15 protein-coding genes are annotated in these 17,298 nt (G+C 40.6%); 5 read left to right on the plus strand and 10 right to left on the minus strand.

What is annotated here, in order from left to right; all coding sequences use genetic code 11:
* Positions 1-324 precede the first annotated feature (324 nt).
* Positions 325-1,218 (minus strand): phosphodiester glycosidase family protein, encoded by an 894-nt coding sequence (locus WAE64_RS19390; protein ID WP_340239315.1) that lies wholly within the window; start codon positions 1,216-1,218, stop codon positions 325-327.
* Between the two features lie 30 nt (positions 1,219-1,248).
* Between WAE64_RS19390 and WAE64_RS19395 the strand changes: the two genes are divergently transcribed.
* Positions 1,249-1,830: a DNA-3-methyladenine glycosylase gene (locus WAE64_RS19395; protein WP_340239316.1), complete on the plus strand. Its 582-nt coding sequence runs from the start codon at positions 1,249-1,251 to the stop codon at positions 1,828-1,830.
* A gap of 617 nt (positions 1,831-2,447) precedes the next feature.
* Here WAE64_RS19395 and WAE64_RS19400 read toward each other — a convergent pair.
* Complete coding sequence (locus WAE64_RS19400; RefSeq protein WP_340239317.1) at positions 2,448-4,361, minus strand: DUF4139 domain-containing protein; 1,914 nt, start codon at positions 4,359-4,361, stop codon at positions 2,448-2,450.
* Between the two features lie 119 nt (positions 4,362-4,480).
* On the opposite strand from WAE64_RS19400, the gene WAE64_RS19405 reads away from it, so the two are divergent.
* Positions 4,481-4,678, plus strand: coding sequence for a hypothetical protein (locus tag WAE64_RS19405; RefSeq protein ID WP_340239318.1), 198 nt, complete (start codon positions 4,481-4,483; stop codon positions 4,676-4,678).
* A 387-nt stretch (positions 4,679-5,065) separates the two neighbouring features.
* Here the strand turns inward: WAE64_RS19405 and WAE64_RS19410 are convergent, their stop codons facing one another.
* The 3 genes from WAE64_RS19410 to argS form a co-directional block, all read right to left on the minus strand.
* A complete protein-coding gene (locus tag WAE64_RS19410; protein WP_340239319.1) occupies positions 5,066-5,947 on the minus strand; it encodes a 1,4-dihydroxy-2-naphthoate polyprenyltransferase in 882 nt (293 codons plus the stop codon).
* Positions 5,948-6,029: 82 nt separating this feature from the next.
* On the minus strand, positions 6,030-6,632 hold the full coding sequence (locus tag WAE64_RS19415; protein ID WP_340239320.1) for a glutathione peroxidase: 603 nt from the start codon (positions 6,630-6,632) through the stop codon (positions 6,030-6,032).
* A gap of 36 nt (positions 6,633-6,668) precedes the next feature.
* On the minus strand, positions 6,669-8,444 hold the full coding sequence (gene argS / locus WAE64_RS19420; RefSeq protein ID WP_340239321.1) for an arginine--tRNA ligase: 1,776 nt from the start codon (positions 8,442-8,444) through the stop codon (positions 6,669-6,671).
* A 403-nt stretch (positions 8,445-8,847) separates the two neighbouring features.
* Here argS and WAE64_RS19425 point away from each other — a divergent pair, with 403 nt between their 5' ends.
* From WAE64_RS19425 to WAE64_RS19435, 3 genes are all read left to right on the plus strand, one after another.
* Positions 8,848-9,549: an RDD family protein gene (locus WAE64_RS19425; protein WP_340239322.1), complete on the plus strand. Its 702-nt coding sequence runs from the start codon at positions 8,848-8,850 to the stop codon at positions 9,547-9,549.
* Between the two features lie 63 nt (positions 9,550-9,612).
* Positions 9,613-10,107: a hypothetical protein gene (locus WAE64_RS19430; protein WP_340239323.1), complete on the plus strand. Its 495-nt coding sequence runs from the start codon at positions 9,613-9,615 to the stop codon at positions 10,105-10,107.
* A 115-nt stretch (positions 10,108-10,222) separates the two neighbouring features.
* Positions 10,223-10,642, plus strand: a complete 420-nt coding sequence (locus WAE64_RS19435) for a DUF4348 domain-containing protein (RefSeq protein WP_340239324.1) — start codon at positions 10,223-10,225, stop codon at positions 10,640-10,642.
* Positions 10,643-10,847: 205 nt separating this feature from the next.
* On the opposite strand, the gene WAE64_RS19440 is transcribed toward WAE64_RS19435, so the two are convergent.
* From WAE64_RS19440 to WAE64_RS19460, 5 genes are all read right to left on the minus strand, one after another.
* Positions 10,848-11,444, minus strand: a complete 597-nt coding sequence (locus WAE64_RS19440) for a hypothetical protein (RefSeq protein WP_340239325.1) — start codon at positions 11,442-11,444, stop codon at positions 10,848-10,850.
* A 4-nt stretch (positions 11,445-11,448) separates the two neighbouring features.
* Entirely contained in the window at positions 11,449-11,937 is a 489-nt protein-coding gene (locus WAE64_RS19445) for an RNA polymerase sigma factor (RefSeq protein WP_340239326.1), read from the minus strand.
* Positions 11,938-12,217: 280 nt separating this feature from the next.
* On the minus strand, positions 12,218-12,631 hold the full coding sequence (locus WAE64_RS19450; protein ID WP_340239327.1) for a lipocalin-like domain-containing protein: 414 nt from the start codon (positions 12,629-12,631) through the stop codon (positions 12,218-12,220).
* 106 nt (positions 12,632-12,737) lie between these two features.
* A complete protein-coding gene (locus tag WAE64_RS19455) occupies positions 12,738-12,869 on the minus strand; it encodes a hypothetical protein (protein ID WP_340239328.1) in 132 nt (43 codons plus the stop codon).
* A 73-nt stretch (positions 12,870-12,942) separates the two neighbouring features.
* Positions 12,943-16,881 (minus strand): hybrid sensor histidine kinase/response regulator transcription factor, encoded by a 3,939-nt coding sequence (locus WAE64_RS19460; protein WP_340239329.1) that lies wholly within the window; start codon positions 16,879-16,881, stop codon positions 12,943-12,945.
* Positions 16,882-17,298: the final 417 nt, after the last annotated feature.

Consider the following 17,298-nt stretch of genomic DNA (forward strand, 5'->3'; position numbering starts at 1 on the left):
GGAAGAATTAACCCCACCCTAACCCTCCCCAACAGTGGGGAGGGGACAAAAACCTTTATACAATAGTTTACAACTATTGCTAAGTTTATTATCCGTTCTTCTGTTTTTTTAGTTATATCACTAGCATTTTTGTGCCTTTTGGGAGCAAAAAAAAGAAGTTTTAAGATGAGAAGTGATAAGTTAAGCGTATCTGAGAAATAAAAAAAAGGTTTTTTTGCTCCCTCCCCATTGTTGGGGAGGGTTGGGGTGGGGTTAGTTTCCGATAATATATTTAATTTAAAAACCTGCATCCTGAAAACCTTTTTGTTAACTATAAAACACCTCTTACTTTTTCAAAAGTACAAAAATATTACTTACCGAGCGTTCTCCGGCGTGGTCAAATATTTTATTGTCTGATGGATAATTAACTACGCCATTATCAGGCTGACCTGCAATATACATGGTTGTTGAGCCACCGCCATCAAAATTGATGGCGTCTTTGCAGTTGAGGGCTTTGGCAAGGCTTGTTAGTTCGGGCAGTGTCATGCCGTAAGACTCGCTGCTGCGGCCGTCTACGGTTATCAATAATAACTTTTTATCGTTTGTTACACAGGCACAGGTGCGTGGGTGACGGTTATCGTTGAAAGGAGTTTTTTCTAAAGGCTGGGCTTCACCGTTAAGCAGGAGCAAAGGGCCTGTGAGTAATACGTTTTCTTCTTTCAATTGTTTTTCCCAACCGCTCTGCTGCCCACCTTTGATGATTTTTACTTTGTTTTTATGAATCGTAACGCCCGAAATGGCATGAGTGGGCAGGCGAGGCACGTTTACAACACGGGTACTATCCATCATTTTGCCGTTTATTCGCAGAAAATCTACTGCACCGCCATTTCTGGTATCGAAGAAACCGGCATTAACGGCGGCAATGGCCTGGCTGCCTGAGGCTATCTTGCTGGTAGGCAATAGCAATCTTTTGGCGGTGTTGTCGGGCTGCTTTTCGTCGGCAGCTACGAGGCCGAATTTTATCTTTTTGTTTTTGAGTGGGGTTTCCAGAATATTTATCATCTGATTGCCCTCAAACAAATCTTTCTGATTGAAATGGTATTTTTTCCATACAATGCCGTGGCCTAGGTCTTGTATTTGCCAGGGCGTGGCAGTAATATTTGGTTCGTCTTTTGTTTTGGTTTGCTGGGCAAAGCAAAATTGGCTAATCAACAAAAGACCTATTATTTTGTTATACATGTAGACTTTAATATTTTGCCAAAAGTACAGATGGAGCACATTCTTCCCAAAGAATTTTACGAAAAATATGATACGCTTACGCTAGCCGAAAAACTGCTGGGCTGCACGCTGGTTCATGAAAGCCCCGAGGGGCGTACGTCGGGTATTATTGTAGAGACCGAGGCCTATCTACACAACGACCCCGCTTGCCATGCTTACCGAAAGAAATCGGCCAGAAATGCCGCTATGTTCGAAGGCGCAGGCGTTTCTTACGTGTATCTTATCTATGGTATGTATCATTGTTTTAATATTGTGAGCGGACAAAAAGATATTGGCGAAGCGGTGTTGATACGTGCGCTAGAGCCTGTTGATGGCATAGAGCTAATGCAAAAGAGGCGTGGAACTACCCAACTGAAAAACCTTTGCAGCGGGCCTGCTAAATTGGTAAAGGCTATGGGTATTAGCCCTGATTTTAATTTTTTGCCTGTTTATGCCGATGAGTTTTATTGTCTGCCGCCAAAAGATGATAATTTTGAGCTTGTTACTACTACCCGTATTGGTATAACGCAGGGTGCTGATTTGCTTTATCGGTTTTATGTTAAGGGTAGTAAGTTTGTTAGTAAGTTGGGGTAAAAGGTTTTAGGGGGATTTTTGTATATCATCCATCTATACGAAATTGTAGAGACAACGGCACCGCCTTGTCTCTTTTTCTTTCTAAGTTGCTGTTTTGTTTTTCCCTTTAGTTCTAAAATTTTCCTTTATTGGAAGGATGTTACTTTTTTTACCTGAAAAAAAGTAACCAAGACTAGCCGTCCGCAAAATCGGCATCATTTAAACTCATACAATTAAAAAACTGTAATTATCTACCCATTCACATCATTAGTAGCTCGTTTTTTAGTCGTAGACTAGCCGTCCGCCTCAACAGGAAATGATGTTTTAAGGTTACAATTTTTAGTTGTTATTTTATTCTTACTCTGTAGAATTTTTAATTGAAGTTTAAAGAATAATTCTTTCATAAATGCCTGACTTGAGTCAGGCTTGGCTACTAAAATAAATTCCTTTGTTATATTAGACACCCACGGGGACGGCCTTCCGTTTTATTGGGTGAATCCACGAGTTTGTATTTAATTACTTCAAGATTTTTAACTGTGGACTAATCGTCCGCCTCAATAAGAAATGATGTTAAAGGATATAATTTTTGTAAACCACAGAGATAAGGTATTTACCTCATCTCTGCCGTTTTAAGGGTTTTAATAGGAAGTATCAACTACCAAACCTGATTTGGGGGATTTGATGGTGTATTTTAAGAATACTTTATGCTCTTTGTTTGGGGCAAGATTGATTCTCCATTTGATTTTTCCTGTTTCGGTGTTGATTTCTGCTTCGGGTGCTTCTTTATCATCAATGCTTACTTCTTTGTTGGCTGAGGTCGGAAATTGGTCTTCGATGAGTAGGTTGATTGACTCGTTTTTGGTGTTTCGGGCTACAATCTCATACGAAAACTGTTCGATTTTGCTTGAGCCTATGAATTGTTTTTTCTGATAACTTTTGAGCTTGGTGCGGTTTACAATTACGTTTTTGTCTCGCCCGAACGATAGGCTTAGTGTGTCTCTATTTGAGAGATTCAGGTTTGATTTACCTAAGAATGTATTCTCAACAAAAAGGCTTGCTTCTCCTTCCAGAAATTTATATTTCTCCCAATCGATAATATGTGCATATAAGAATACATCGGTGTCAATCTTTGGTACAACGAAGTGCTCAAACACCGCCGGAATGTTTTCTTGTTTGATTTCGGCAGTATACACTTTGCCATCAGATGGAACGGTATAAGGTATTAGAATTTCGAACGATTGGCTCGTTGGGGCATTGTTTTCGGTGATGTCGAGAGGAACGGTTCTTTGCTCACTTTCTCTGCTGATAGAAACCCCTGCTATTCTGCCTTGCAAATATGGTGGTGGTGCAGTTATTTTATCGCTAGCGACTTTGGCATAGCCTGTAACTACAACCTCTTCTAATTTTTGTACATCTTCATTTAAAGTTATATTTATATGCGTAGATATAATGGTAGCTTCTGCACTCTTCATGCCTACCGCTGAAAATACCAAAACCTTTTGATGTAATGCTAAATTGGGAGGGATGCTCAATTTATAATTCCCATTCATATCAGTTGATGTTCCCAGATTTGTGTTTTTTAATTGTACTAAAACACCCGGCACAGGTTGTTTATCAGTTTTAGAAATTACTTTACCTTGTACTTCAGATGGGCTTTCATATGGATTAGCATTAATATTCTCATAATAATCACTATAATCGTTCGGTTGGCCAAATACCCATTTTTGTAACACAGGTGCTGTGCCGCTTTTGTATGGGTTTGCCGTTGAGAGGGTCAGTTTTACGTCTTTCCAATCTTCGCCTGAGTATTGAAACACATTGGCCTTGTAAGAAATGTTGATGGGTTGATTGAGTTTCTCGACTCTGAAATCATAAGTGGGTGTCCAGCCGGCGTTTTTTACAAAGTAGGCAATAGAAACAGGCGTATTGCTGACAGCTTCTTTAGCTAGCACACTAACAATAATTTCTGACATCTGCACATCTTTCTTTGCATTGATTTCGGTGAGTTGCTGGTTTAGATTTTTGGTGTCGTTCTCTAATTTCTGTATATTTTTTTCAAGTTCGAGCTTTTTAAGCAATACTTCTTGCATTCGTTGGCGTTGGTAATCGATGCTTTCCTTTAGGTCGGCTACTTTCATGCCTGATTGTTGTCCGCCAACTACCTGATTTTTAAGCAACATATCTTCTTCTCGCTTAAAGAGCAACAAGTGCGTTTTTTCGAGGTTTAGTTTGTCTTCAATCTGGCGTTTCTGGGTTTCTATTTTGGTTATTTCGTCTTGTTGGGTTTTATCGAGCAAATTCCCTAATTGATGTGCTACTGATAGAATCGTAAAATTACCTTCGCTCTTTACCTGAATACTTTGCTTGTTTATTTGTGGCGAAATACCTTTAAAAACCAGTTCGCTTTTGCCAATGGGTAACGATATTTTAGCCGAACGGGTGATTTGCGCACCATTCAGAAAAACAGTAACCTGCTGAACCGTAGATTGAACAGGTGTTGATTGTGCCCACAGCAGTTGTGTGACAAAACAGAGTAAGATAATTTGCTTCATAATGATTGTTATTTTTCTACTTGATGCAAAGCGAAAGGAGATTCCATAAAAGTTTTAAGAATTTATTTTAGTTTCGTGGACAAAATACGCGTGTTTGTTTTTTGGTCTTGCTATAACACATGAGGCGACTTCTATACATTATGGTTTTTCTGTTTTTATCTGTGCAATGTTATGCACAGCAGTATGCTATTGACCAAATGCGTGAAAAGTCGTTTAGGGTATTAGCAGATAGTATTCTAATAAAAGACGATAGCACCCATGAGTTGGCTGTGCTGTATGAAATGGCGAAAAGCAAAAAGATTGTAGCCATAGGCTAGGTAACACATGGCACAAAAGAGGCGATGGCGTTTCAGAAACTGATTGCTGTAGGTAAGGTTTGTCTGAGGCTGCTGTTTTTCCCTTTAGTTCTAATATATTTCTTTATTGGAAGGATGTTACTTTTTTTACCTGAAAAAAAGTAACCAAGACTAGCCGTCCGCAAAATCGGCATCATTTAAACTCGTACAATTAAAAATTCGATGGTTCTTTTCTCAAATAAGTTTTTTGCTAGGTTTTTAATCGTAGACTAGCCGTCCGCCTCAACAGGAAATGATGTTGTAGGTTACAATTTTAGTTGTTATTTTATCTAATTGAAATGGCGTATGAAATTGTAGAGACAATGGCATTGCCTTGTCTCGTTTTGGTAGAATTAGAATTTTAATCGCTCACAAAAAAAACTGCCCGATACCAAATAGCAATACAAATGCTAGTGTTGAAAGAGACATTTGTTTGAGCATTGGGTCGGGGTTGGGGAGTTTTGATACTTTTATGCCGTTGATGAAGAATAAGGGGAAGCATAACACATAAAGAATGATGTATTGCTCTTTCAGTATGCTGAACAAGAGAATGCTTGCCATGCCTGCTATCAACAAAAACCAATGGTATCTGATGGCTGTCTGACGACCTAAACGGGCTGGGATTGTCTTTTTACCCGCGCGAGTGTCTGACTCAATGTCTCTGATATTATTGATGTTTAACACGCCAGTGGCAAAGAAACCACAGCTTAGGGCTGGTAGTAGATTCAGCCAGTCGAAGGTTTTGGTGTATAGATAGTTGCTGCCTAGTACGCCTACGAGTCCGAAGAAAATCAATACTGATATGTCGCCTAGCCCTGCATAGCCATAAGGTTTTTTGCCTGCGGTGTAGGTATAAGCAGCCAACATACAAAGCAAACCTAAGCCCAAGAAGCCCAGGAACTCGTCGGTTGAGGCATCTTTGAATGCAAAATATAGGAGCGAAATACCAAAAATCAGACAAACGATAGCCAATACTATAATGCCATTAAGCATTTGCTTTGGTGTAATAGCACCCGACTGCACAGCCCTTTGCGGGCCTACCCGTCCGGCTAAATCGGCACCGTTTTGGGTGTCGCCGTAATCGTTGGCAAAATTTGAAAGTACTTGCAGCGCAATGGTTGTAAGGCAGCAAAACGCAAAGATAAGCCAGTTGAATTGCCCGACAGAGGCAGCAAGAAAGCTACCCATCAGGATACTTGACAACGACAAAGGTAATGTACGGGGGCGGGCAGCAGAGAGCCAGTTTTTCATAACACCAAGTATATAAATAGCAAAAGAGTGAATGAATCTTCACTCTTTTGCAAAATTACGCAAATGCGCTTAATTTATTGAATTAAATCCCTACAGCTTTTTTGAACTCTTCGCTGTCTGGTTTTACTTTCGATGCAAAGAAATTGGTAAGTTCACCTTTTTCGTTGATTACGTATTTGCAGAAATTCCAGCTTGGCGCGCTGTCGTTCCAACCGTTCAGGTCTTTGTGGCTTAGCCATTGGTATAATGGGTGTTGGTCGTCGCCAACAACACTTACTTTTTCAAGCATCTGGAAAGTTACACCGTAGTTTTTTTGGCAGAACTCAGCGATTTCGTCGCTAGAACCCGGTTCTTGTCCTTTAAAATTGTTTGCCGGAATCCCCAATACTACAATCTTGTCTCCGTATTGTTTGTGAAAGGCCTGCCAGTCGGCATATTGTGGGGTAAATCCACATTTTGAAGCCACATTCAATACTACTACTTTTTTGCCTTTGTATTTGCTGAAATCGATGGTTTGCTTGCCATCAAGCGATTTTAAAGAATAATCATAAAACGAGCCTTTTGGTGCTGTCGCATCAGGACGACCAAGGCTTTTGTCGGAATAGATTCGGCTGATAGTACGGAAACCCATTACGCCAACAATTGTGAGTAGGGCTAGAGATGCTAAAATGATGCTCTTTTTCATTTTAATCGATTGTTTAGAATTGAGATTTTTGGGGTGTTACATTCTGTTCGGAACGTCTATGCCTAATAACGCAGTTGCCTTACGAATTGTTTCTGAAACTGATTTTATTAATGCCAAACGGAATTGTTTTTTGTCGGCATCGGTTTCGTTCATAATCGAGATTTCGGCATAAAACTGATTAAAGGTTTTTGCTAGCTCATAAGTATAGTTGGCAATTACCGACGGCGCATACTCATTGCCTGCTTTGGCAAGGGCAGCCGGATACTCGCTCAGAACAAAAATCAAATCGGTTTCAGCCTTTTCTATAGCTACGTTTTTTACCTGCGCATCTACGCTGATACCCTGCGAGGCAGCTTTGCGCAAAATTGAGCAGATACGTGCATGCGTATATTGTATAAACGGCCCTGTGTTTCCCTGAAAATCAATCGATTCGGCCGGATTAAACAACATTTTCTTTTTAGGCTCTACTTTCAGCAAGAAGTATTTCAAAGCACCCAAAGCAATCATCTGAAAGAGCGCATCGGCCTCTTCTTTGTCAAAATCATCAATCTTGCCACGCTCACGGGTGGTTACTTCTGCCGTTTCTATCATTTCGGCCACTAAATCATCGGCATCAACTACGGTCCCCTCACGAGATTTCATTTTGCCCGATGGTAAATCAACCATGCCATAGCTCAGGTGATAACAACCGTCGGCATAGCTGCGGCCCAGTTTTTTCATGATGGCAAACAATACCTGAAAATGGTAATCTTGCTCATTGCCTACCACCCATATCGATTTATCGTTGTTGAAATCGTGAAATTTAAGGTCAGTAGTTCCTAAATCTTGTGTGATATATACCGACGTACCATCGGCACGAAGTACCAGTTTTTCGTCGAGACCTTCTTCTTTTAAATCAATCCAAACGCTGCCGTTTTCTTTCTTGAAGAAAATGCCTTTGCTTAAGCCTTCTTCAACTATATCTTTACCCAATAGGTAGGTGTTCGATTCATAATAGGTTTTATCAAACGATACGCCGATTTTCTTATAAGTTTCGTTGAAACCTGCAAAAACCCAGTCGTTCATTTTGCGCCACAGGGCTACGGTTTCTTCGTCGCCTTGTTCCCATTTTATTAGCATTTCCTGCACGGCTTTAATGGCCGGAGCGTTTTTCTTCGCTTCCTCTTCGCTCATGCCGCCTTGCACCAAGGCTTCAATCTCGGTTTTGTAATGTTTATCAAAAATAACGTAGTATTTACCCGCAAGGTGGTCGCCTTTCAGACCTGACGACTCAGGCGTTTCGCCATTGCCAAATTGCTGATAAGCCCACATCGACTTACAGATATGCACGCCACGGTCGTTTACAAGGCATGTTTTTACTACATTGTAGCCATTGGCTTCTAATATTCTTGATACCGAAAAGCCCAGGAAATTGTTTCTTAAATGCCCTAAATGGAGTGGCTTATTGGTATTTGGCGAAGAGTACTCAACCATTACCGACTGATTGTTTTTTGGAAGTGTACCAAAGTTTGCATCAGCCAGAATACCGTTGAGGGTATCAAACCATACATCGTCGGCCAATACAAGGTTCAAAAAGCCCTGTACAACATTATAGCTTTTTATGTGCGTTGTGTTGGTTTTGAGGTATTCTCCTATGGCATTGGCAATATCGGCAGGGCTTTTTCGGAGTTGTTTCACCAACGGAAAAACCACATAGGTATAGTTTCCTTCAAAATCACTCTTGGTGGGTTGTAAAACTACGTCTTCTTCTACTTGAAAAAGTGCTGATAATGCTTGCTTAATAGCAGATTTTAATGATGATTCGATATTCATAGATTGTGAACTTTACTTCTTTAAAGAAGTGGATTTTTCTGCAAAAGTAAAGTTTTTTTGTAAGAATATTGCGCTTACGTCGCATCTATTTGCGCAATTAGGCCGTCTCAAAACTAAAAGTAACCAGATTTTATTTGGAAAAGAAAGACCCCTCACCCTAAATCCCTCCGCAGCGGCGGCCGCTCCCCAACAATGGGGAGAGGGACTTTTACCTCCCTTCCCCACTGTTGGGGAAGGGTCGGGGATGGGGTTTGCAAAATATTATTTGGTGCAAAAAACTTTTGATACACCTCGTTCATCTTAATGTTGTTAATTAATATCAGTTTCTACACATAAATAATCGGTTCTCTTTCCTGAAATTAACGAATAGCTTTATCTTTGAAAGTTCATCACCCAGATACCAATGCCCCAAAAACGTATATACGCCTTTTTGATAGATTTACTGATTGCCGCCGTGCCAACTGCTTTGCTGACAGACCTTGCTGTGTTTGTCTGGAAAGTCGATTTTAACCTAATACTTTATCCTGCGGCGGCTGTTCTTATTTTGCTGTTGATGCTAAAAGACATCAGAAAAGGGCAAAGCCCAGGTAAATATTTCATGAACCTAGTGGTGGTAAGTAAATCGGGAAAACCTCTGAGTTTTCTTTTGCGGAATATCTTTTTAGTGGCCTTTCCGGTCGATGTATTTTTGTTTCTGGTTTTGGATAAACGCATTGGCGATATTGTTTTTAAAACAGAAGTTGTAGCTAATGAGCATACAACCATAAAAAAGACCACACAGCTAACGGTAACTATTTTTGTAACGCTCTTGGCTTTGTATATGTCGGCCTACGAGTTGGGGAGTTTGTATATACGCCAGCGTCAGGAATATATCATTATGGATGCTTTTATACATGGCAGCAAGGTGATACAGGAAAAAACCGGAGAAATTATAAAACTGGATAAGAATCCGGGCTTCTCTTTCAAAAAACACAAGGGACAGATAGATTTACGTGTACAAACCAAAGTCTATGGCAAAAAAGAAGATGTTGACCTAATCATATTTATGTCGAAAAAAGATGGGGGAGAATGGGCTGTGAAGGATTTTAAGTATGCCAATAAGTAACATTTTATTTGCTTCATTTATAAAATTAACAAAACATTTTAGCTGTTTGACTAAAGCAATTCTATGAAACAATTCTACTTAATTATCACCGCAATACTGCTTGTTGTGTGTGCCTGCAAAGAAAAAGATAATGACAGATACTATGTGCCGCCCGGAGAAGGGAGCGTGCCTGTGTGCAAAATCAAGAACCCTACACAAGATTTACTTTGGATTGATAAAGCCATAGAAACAGATGTTAAACCATATTGGCAGATAGTGCGGTATGTATCGGTGTATTTTGGTATTTTCGATAAATCGATTCTGAAAAAAAAGGCATTAGATTTTTATGTGTCGAAAGGTTTTTTTAAAAGTAGAAACACCGAACATGTAGTAATATTTAGACTATCTATGTTTGAAGGCGGCAAAGCTGATGAGATTGCCACCTATTGGCTATACAATTGCGAAGGGAAGTTTTTGCTTGAATGGGAATTGTTTAAAGATGGCGATTTGTATGATGTAACAATGGGACTGAAAGAAAAAACGGTAATTAAAGATGATGTTGATTTACATGCTTTGTGAGGTTCAGCCTTCTTATTCTTTACAGAAAATTTATACAAAACTATAGGATAACTAATCTCGTTTATATATTATTACTTAACTAAATTGTAAGGATTAGCTAGCCCAGAATCAACACATGAAATTAATTACTGTTCTGTTTGTAATTACCTCTTTTTTTGTAGAAAACTATAATGCCACCGTAACAGGTTTTGTTGGAAAGGTGGAAGAAAAAGAAGAAAGTTTTGAAAAGTTTTTTAAGGATTTCTGTAAAGATACCGACTTTCAGGTGAGTAGAATCAAGTTCCCGCTGAAAATAGTGGTGCTTGATGAAGAAACAAGAAATGAAAAGTTGATTCAGCAAAGCGATTGGCGACACACCGATTTGTTGAAACTAAAAAAAGAAAGTTCAAAAAATAAACTGGAAATAGTCCATAAATCGGCCGACTCGAAAGATGTTGTTTTTAGCAATAAAGGTACAGGAGAAGCGGTACATCATCTGTTTTCGAAAATAGATAATGTGTGGTATCTGACTAGTATTGTTGATGAGTCGGAGTAGTAAAATACTATTGAAATTTTCAACCACGGGGTTTCACGGAGTTTTACACAGAGTTTCACAAAGTACTTATTACTATCTCCGTATAACTCTGTGCCTAACTTGGTGAAACTCTGTGGTAAATAATATGCCCTGCTAATAGTTAGTGCCTAATTAAGCGTGCCACACCCTTTTTATTGCGAGTATAGGTGTGACACACTTGATGGTTTTACCCCTCCAATTCCCTCAACAATTCCTCTGCCTGTTGCAGGGCGTTTCCGTAGTATTTTATTACCATTCGTGAGAAAAAGTATAAGAAAATATAACCGAAGGCTACTGCAAATGCCCAGAAATACTTATTGTCGTTGAGGCTGCGGCCGCCTGTGAATTTAGGCATCAGCAAGAATACAAATACTATTAAGATATAAGCTGCAACTACACTTAGCTGTTGAAAACGGATAAAGCGGAGTTTTTGTGTGGCAAATTGCTTAATGGTTTCGGCGATGGGTTGGCTTACATTGCCCAGCGAATTAATTTGCCATATCAGCATAAGGCTCACAATGGGCAACACCATTAAAAGCAAAGCCGTTACAATGCCCAAACCCTGAAAAAAGGGCGTTGTCAGTTTGTCGAAATTAAAGGCCATGTACGCAACGGCGGCAATGCACATAAGCGCACCTATCAGCTCATGAAATACTACTTTCTGTAATCTTGATTTGAATCTGGTCTGTGTCATTTTTTCAATCATTTTAGTGTTTAAAATTTGTTGAGTGTTGGTGGCATCGTGGGCGGTATCCCATATATTTTTAAGCTCGTCTAGTTCCATTGCCTTAGTTGTTTTTGTGTTGTTTCCTTAGTTTTTCTTTGATTCGCAGCATTTTTGTACCTACGTTGCTGGTGGATATTCCTACAATTTCGGCTATTTCGTCGTGGCTTTTGTTATCAAGGTAAAGCATGATAATCGCTTTATCGAGCAAGTTAAGGGCTTCTATCTGCTGCCGGAATATCTCCCATTTCTGTTCAATTGCGCTCGTGTCTTCGTCTTGATAATTGAGTAGTTGCTCGTCCATCGGAATAGTTTCAACTCGCTTTTTTGAGACTTTAAGCTGATAAATAGCTACATTGAGCGCAACCCGATAAAGCCAAGTGCTGAGGCTTGACTGTTGCTTAAAGGCATCGAACGATTTCCAGAGTTGATAGATGATTTCCTGCACCAGGTCGGCTTTATCGTCGGCGTTATTGGTATAAACCGACGCAATCTTGAGTATCAGTCGTTCATTATCTTTTATGGCTTTTATGAATGTCTCTTTTTTGTCCACTGAACAAGGTATCGTTTTTTGTTTCTTAACCCATTAGTGTACAGAAGTTAGAAAAAATCACAGTGCAAGAGAAAAAAGATTTACTTTTTTGGAAGTAACTATTGTGAAAATCAATTTAGAGGAGAACAAAAGCAGCTTAGGCTCTTGTTAATGAATATTATAGACACAGCAAGTAAGATGAGAAATAGCAAAACATATAATCAGGCTTTCTTGTTTAAATGGGCTCTACTATGCGTGCCACGCTCATTTACTTGCGAGTATAAGCGTGACACGCGGGCTATTACCTTTCAAACACATATTCGCCTGTAATTGCGTAGGTTAAAACGAGTTTTTTGCTGCTTACAGAGTTGATTTCTACTAAAACACCATTCAGCGACGACATACACAGGGCTTTGATTCTTACGTTTTTGTCTTCTATCGTGTAGCTTCCTCCGCCACAACCCAGAAAAGCATAATCGGCAGCGATTGTATTTTGGTAGGTTTCATTGAACGTGCCTTTGCTCGAAAACTCTACATATACTCCTTTGTTGCTTGGTACTTTAATGGCCTCACAGCCGGTAGCTAGTCCGCCCGATGGTCGGCAGTAGGATACTAGTCGCCATTTGCCAACAATATCGTCGGCCGGTGTAACACTGTTTTTTTCTTTACAGCCTGTCAAGAGGGCTATCACACAAAATAGGATAAGTTTTTTCATAGATTTTAATGTTACGGGTAATTATCCTAAAGAGTATATTTTTTGTAAAAAGGTTGGAAGTGGAGTGAAATTTGTGCTCTTGGCTTTGTTATGCGTGCCACTCGGGCTATGCCTTTGCCCGATGCTCCATGCTCTTGGCTTTGCTATGCGTGCCACGCTCGCTTGCGGACGAGTATAAGCGTGCCACGCAGGCTATGCCCTTCGCCCTAAGCTCTCTGCCCCATGCTATGCGTGCCACGCTCGCTTGCGGACGAGTATAAGCGTGCCACGCACAGGCTCTGCTCTTCGCCCTAAGCTCTCTGCCCCATGCCCTATGCCTTTACCCGGTTTTCTAGGGCGTATTCGCTTGGGGTTTTGCCGAAACGCTTCTTGAACTCCTTGCTGAAATACTTACGGTCTTCAAAACCTACTTTGTAGGATATTTCGCTCACTGTGAGGTCAGTAGTACGCAGTAGGCGGGCGGCTTTGTTCATCTGAACCGATTTTACAAAGTCGTTTACTGTCATGCCCGTTACGGCTTTCAGCTTTTTGTACAAAACCGTCAGGCTCATACCCGCCATGTGCGAAAGCTGATGCACACTAAAATTCTGCTCGGCAATTTGTGTTTCTACGGCTTCTATGATGTTGTTCAGAAACTTATCATGCGTGTGGCTCAACTCCTGGGTGTCGGTTTCGGTCATTATCGACTGATAGTATTTTTGTTGAAGCAATCTGCGGTTTTCGAGCAGGTTTTTGAGGCGAAGCAGTAGTAATTCAACATTAAAAGGCTTGGCCAAATAAATATCTGCTCCGGCATTTAGCCCCTCAATCTCGTGGCTAATGCCAGATTTGGCCGTTAGGATTATCACCGGAATATGATTTGTTCTGACATCAGCTTTTATCTTGCGACAAAGGTTGAGGCCGTCGATTTCGGCCATCATAATATCGCTTATTACTACATCGGGTATATCGCTGGTTACAATTTCCCAGGCTTCTCTTCCGTTTTGGGCTTCTGTTATTTCGTAGTTTTTGCCCAATACTTCTTTTATGAAGGCCCTTAATTCGGGGTTATCTTCCACGAGCAATACCTTGTTGGTTTTTACTTCATTCAATTCTTTATGCTCTGCTTCTGCTGGCTCTGGTTCTGTTGGCTCCGAGCGTTTCTCATGTATCAGATAGGCATCAAGGTGGCTATTGCCTTTCAGTAAGCTGATAGTAAAGCAAGTTTGGTTTTCGGCTTGCCCGGTGTGGCTATCAACCAGTAATTCGCCTTTGTGCAACTCAATGATGCTTCTCGATAAGGCAAGGCCGATGCCATAGCCCGTATTTTGTGAGCCGTTGTCGAAAATCTGAAAGAAGTTTGAGAATATTTTGGTAAGGTACTCGGGCGAAATCCCGATGCCATTATCGGTGATTCTGATGTGTACCTGGCTTGGGGTCTGGCTTACGGTGATGCTCACGTTGCCGCCTTTTGGCGTAAACTTATAGGCATTAATGAGCAGGTTGTAGATAACCTTTTGCAACTGGGCGGCATCGAACCATAGCTTGATGTTTTCGGTGCTTGTACTAAGATTCAGCTTGATGCCTTTTTCGATAAACAGGTAGTCGACCGACGAAATGATGTTTTTCAAAAAAGGAATAAGCTCGTTTTCGGTGATGCTCAGCCTTATTAAGCCGCTTTGTAGTTTACTGAAATCGAGCAACTCGCCTACGAGTTTCAGCAGCAGGTCGGTATTTTTTTTGGTGAAGCCCATCATGCGTTGTACTTCGGCATCGTCTTTTCTAAGTGCCAGCAGGCTGTCAATAGGGCCGCTGATAAGGGTAAGATGCGTGCGTATTTCGTGCGAGATATTCGTAAAAAAATCGAGCTTGGCCTGGTACAGTTCGGTTTCTTTCTGAAATGTTTCACGAAGCCAGAAGAAACGGATAACCAGAAAGAGCGTTAGCCCTGTTACGAGGCAATACATTACATAGGCGAAGTCGGTTTTCCACCACGGAGGCAAAATGATGATTGAAAGCCGGGTAGGGTTGGGGTTCCAGACACCATCATTGTTGGCTCCTTTAATGAGCATGGTGTATGTTCCTGCGGGCAGGTTGGTATAGGTTGCCGATGGGGTGCTTACGTAGTTCCAGTTTTTCTCAAAGCCCTCGAGCATATAGGCATATTGGTTTTTCTGGGGCTTTATGAAATTGAGTACTGCAAAATGAATGGTAAAAATAGATTGGTCGTAACGAAAAATGATTCGTTTCACGCTTGAAATATCTTTATTGAGCAGTTTTGATGAATCACCAACTGTTACCACACGGTTGAATAACTTTAATTGAGTAAACACCACTTGTGGTATCTGGGTGTTTATAGGTACAAGGTTCGGATAAAAGTGCAGGATGTTTTCGTTGGTACAGAAAAACATTTCGCCGTCGGTATTCTGAGAAGCACCGCCGGGTACAATTTCCTGCCCGGTGAGCCCTTCCGAAAAATCATATTTCTGTACAGTTTCTTTGTCGGGGTGGTATCTTAGCAGCCCACCTTCGTGGCTTAGCCATAAATAGCCGTCTTTGTCGCTCAAAATATTGGTTATCATGGCGTCATCATAAGCCTCTAAGCCTTTGCAGGCTACAAATGCCCTGCGGGCGGCATCGTATTGCAAAAGTCCTTTGTAGAAAGTCCCAACCCAGATTCTCCCTCTGGTATCTTCATGAATCGTATTTATCGAGCCTTTGTATGACGAAGCCTGCGCTTTTATAATTGTCGGAAACCACTCTGTTGTTTTATCAGGCCGAACCAGTTGAACCCCTTCCACGGTGCCGATCCAGGTATTTTGCCGGGTATCAAACAATAATGAAGTTATAAAATTATTGACAAGCCTGATTGGGCTGTTTTTGTCGGTGGTATATCTTACAATGGCATTCGTTTTTTTGTTGAGGGTAAAAATGCCATGATTGTTGGTGGCAATCCATAACAGCCCTTGTTTATCTTGACTGATGGTGGTTATTTTTCCGTCTATTGCAGGGGTGTCGAACGTATGATAGGCATTGGTGCGCATATCATAACTTATAATTTTGTTTTCGGAGGTACTTATCCACAACAGACCGTCTCGGTCAAAATATATTTCTCTGAACTTGATTTCATCGGGAAGGCTGAGCGGAAAGGGGATTAACTTCTCTTTTGCTTTATCGAAAGACATAAGATTGTTATGGAATGAGCTAAACCATAGTTTACCCTGTGGGTCTTTTATAATTCTTTGGAGAATAACATGACGGGAATTAACCGGCTGTATCGGAAGCGATTTAAACGCATTTTTGCCTGCATAGGTATAGTTGATACCTCCATAATAAGTGCCTACCCAAACAGTATGTTGCTTGTCTTCGAAAAGCGACAAAACATTGTTATCGCTCAGGGTGTCCTGATTGGTAGCATCACGCATAAATTCCTGTATCTGTTTGGTTTCAGGATTTACTAAAAACAAACCATTATTGGTACCAACCCAGAATTTGCCGTTGCGGCAGGGCATAATTTTATAAATAACAGAGAAAGGCTCGCTGCCTGATACTAAAGTAGGAAACCTGCTGAATTGCTCTGTTTCGGGGTCGAAGGTATAAAGTTTGCCGTTAGCAGTACCCAACATAAGTTGAGAGTCCTGGCCTGCGGCTATATCATTAATCGAATTACTGAAATAATCTTTCAGAGAAGGGTCAGGAAAAAAGAATTGAGTTGCCGCAGGGTTTTGGTCAGGGTCTAATTTAATGAGCCCATAATTACTTGCACACCAGAGGTTTTTTGCTGTGTCTTCGGCAAAATCTTGAATCTGTAGTTTTTTATTGTTTGCCAGCGCATAATTATTCAGGTAGTTTATGAATCGAAGCTGTTTCCCGTCTTCAATCAGGCGGGTAATACCATTGTGGGTAGCAAGCCATATTCTGCCTTTGTGGTCTTCGTAGATATTCTTGATAATATTATTGCTGAGGCTGTTTTTATAGTTGGGTTTATGCTGAAATTTATCAAAAGAGTCGGTGTCGGGGTTATATCTGTTCAGCCCTTCGTTGGTACCTATCCATAGAGTTCCCTTAGAGTCGTATAAAAGCGCATGAACATAGTCTGATGAGATGCTTTCGGGCAACTTGGGGCTGTGTCGGTAGTTCTTGAATTCTTTGCTGTCGAATCGGCTTAGGCCATTGGGCGTGCCTAGCCACATAAAGCCTCGGTTATCCTGGGCTATAGCCGTTATTGTATTTTGTGCAAGGCCATTTTCAATCGTTAAATGATGAAACATCTGAGGCGATTGAGCCGACAATGCAAATACCAGGCTAGTTAATATAGAGGAGTAGATTAACTTGACCACAGTTGTTATGTTTTATAGGGTTTGGACAAAAAAATAGGTTAAGTACTTTACCTGCTTTGGATCTTAGTTCTGTTTAGACTCTCTAAATAGCATTAAGTTACATAAAAAAAAGCGAGGTGGTTTCAAACAAGTAAAAAATATATATACCTGCAAATTGAGCGGTACCAAAAACAAAAGAATCTACCCTATTTGCTAAGATTATCGTCCTTTATGCCTCAATTTTGCCTAAAAAGGGGCTTTAAGTGTAAAAAATACAAGTATAAACAGGCGGTTTTGCTTAAAAAAAGTCTACCTAAATAAAAAAAATAGCCGCCCATCGGAGTATTTGCAATTATATACATTTGTATA

It is taken from the genome of Emticicia soli (assembly GCF_037860775.1).
Taxonomy (GTDB): Bacteria; Bacteroidota; Bacteroidia; order Cytophagales; family Spirosomataceae; genus Emticicia; species Emticicia soli.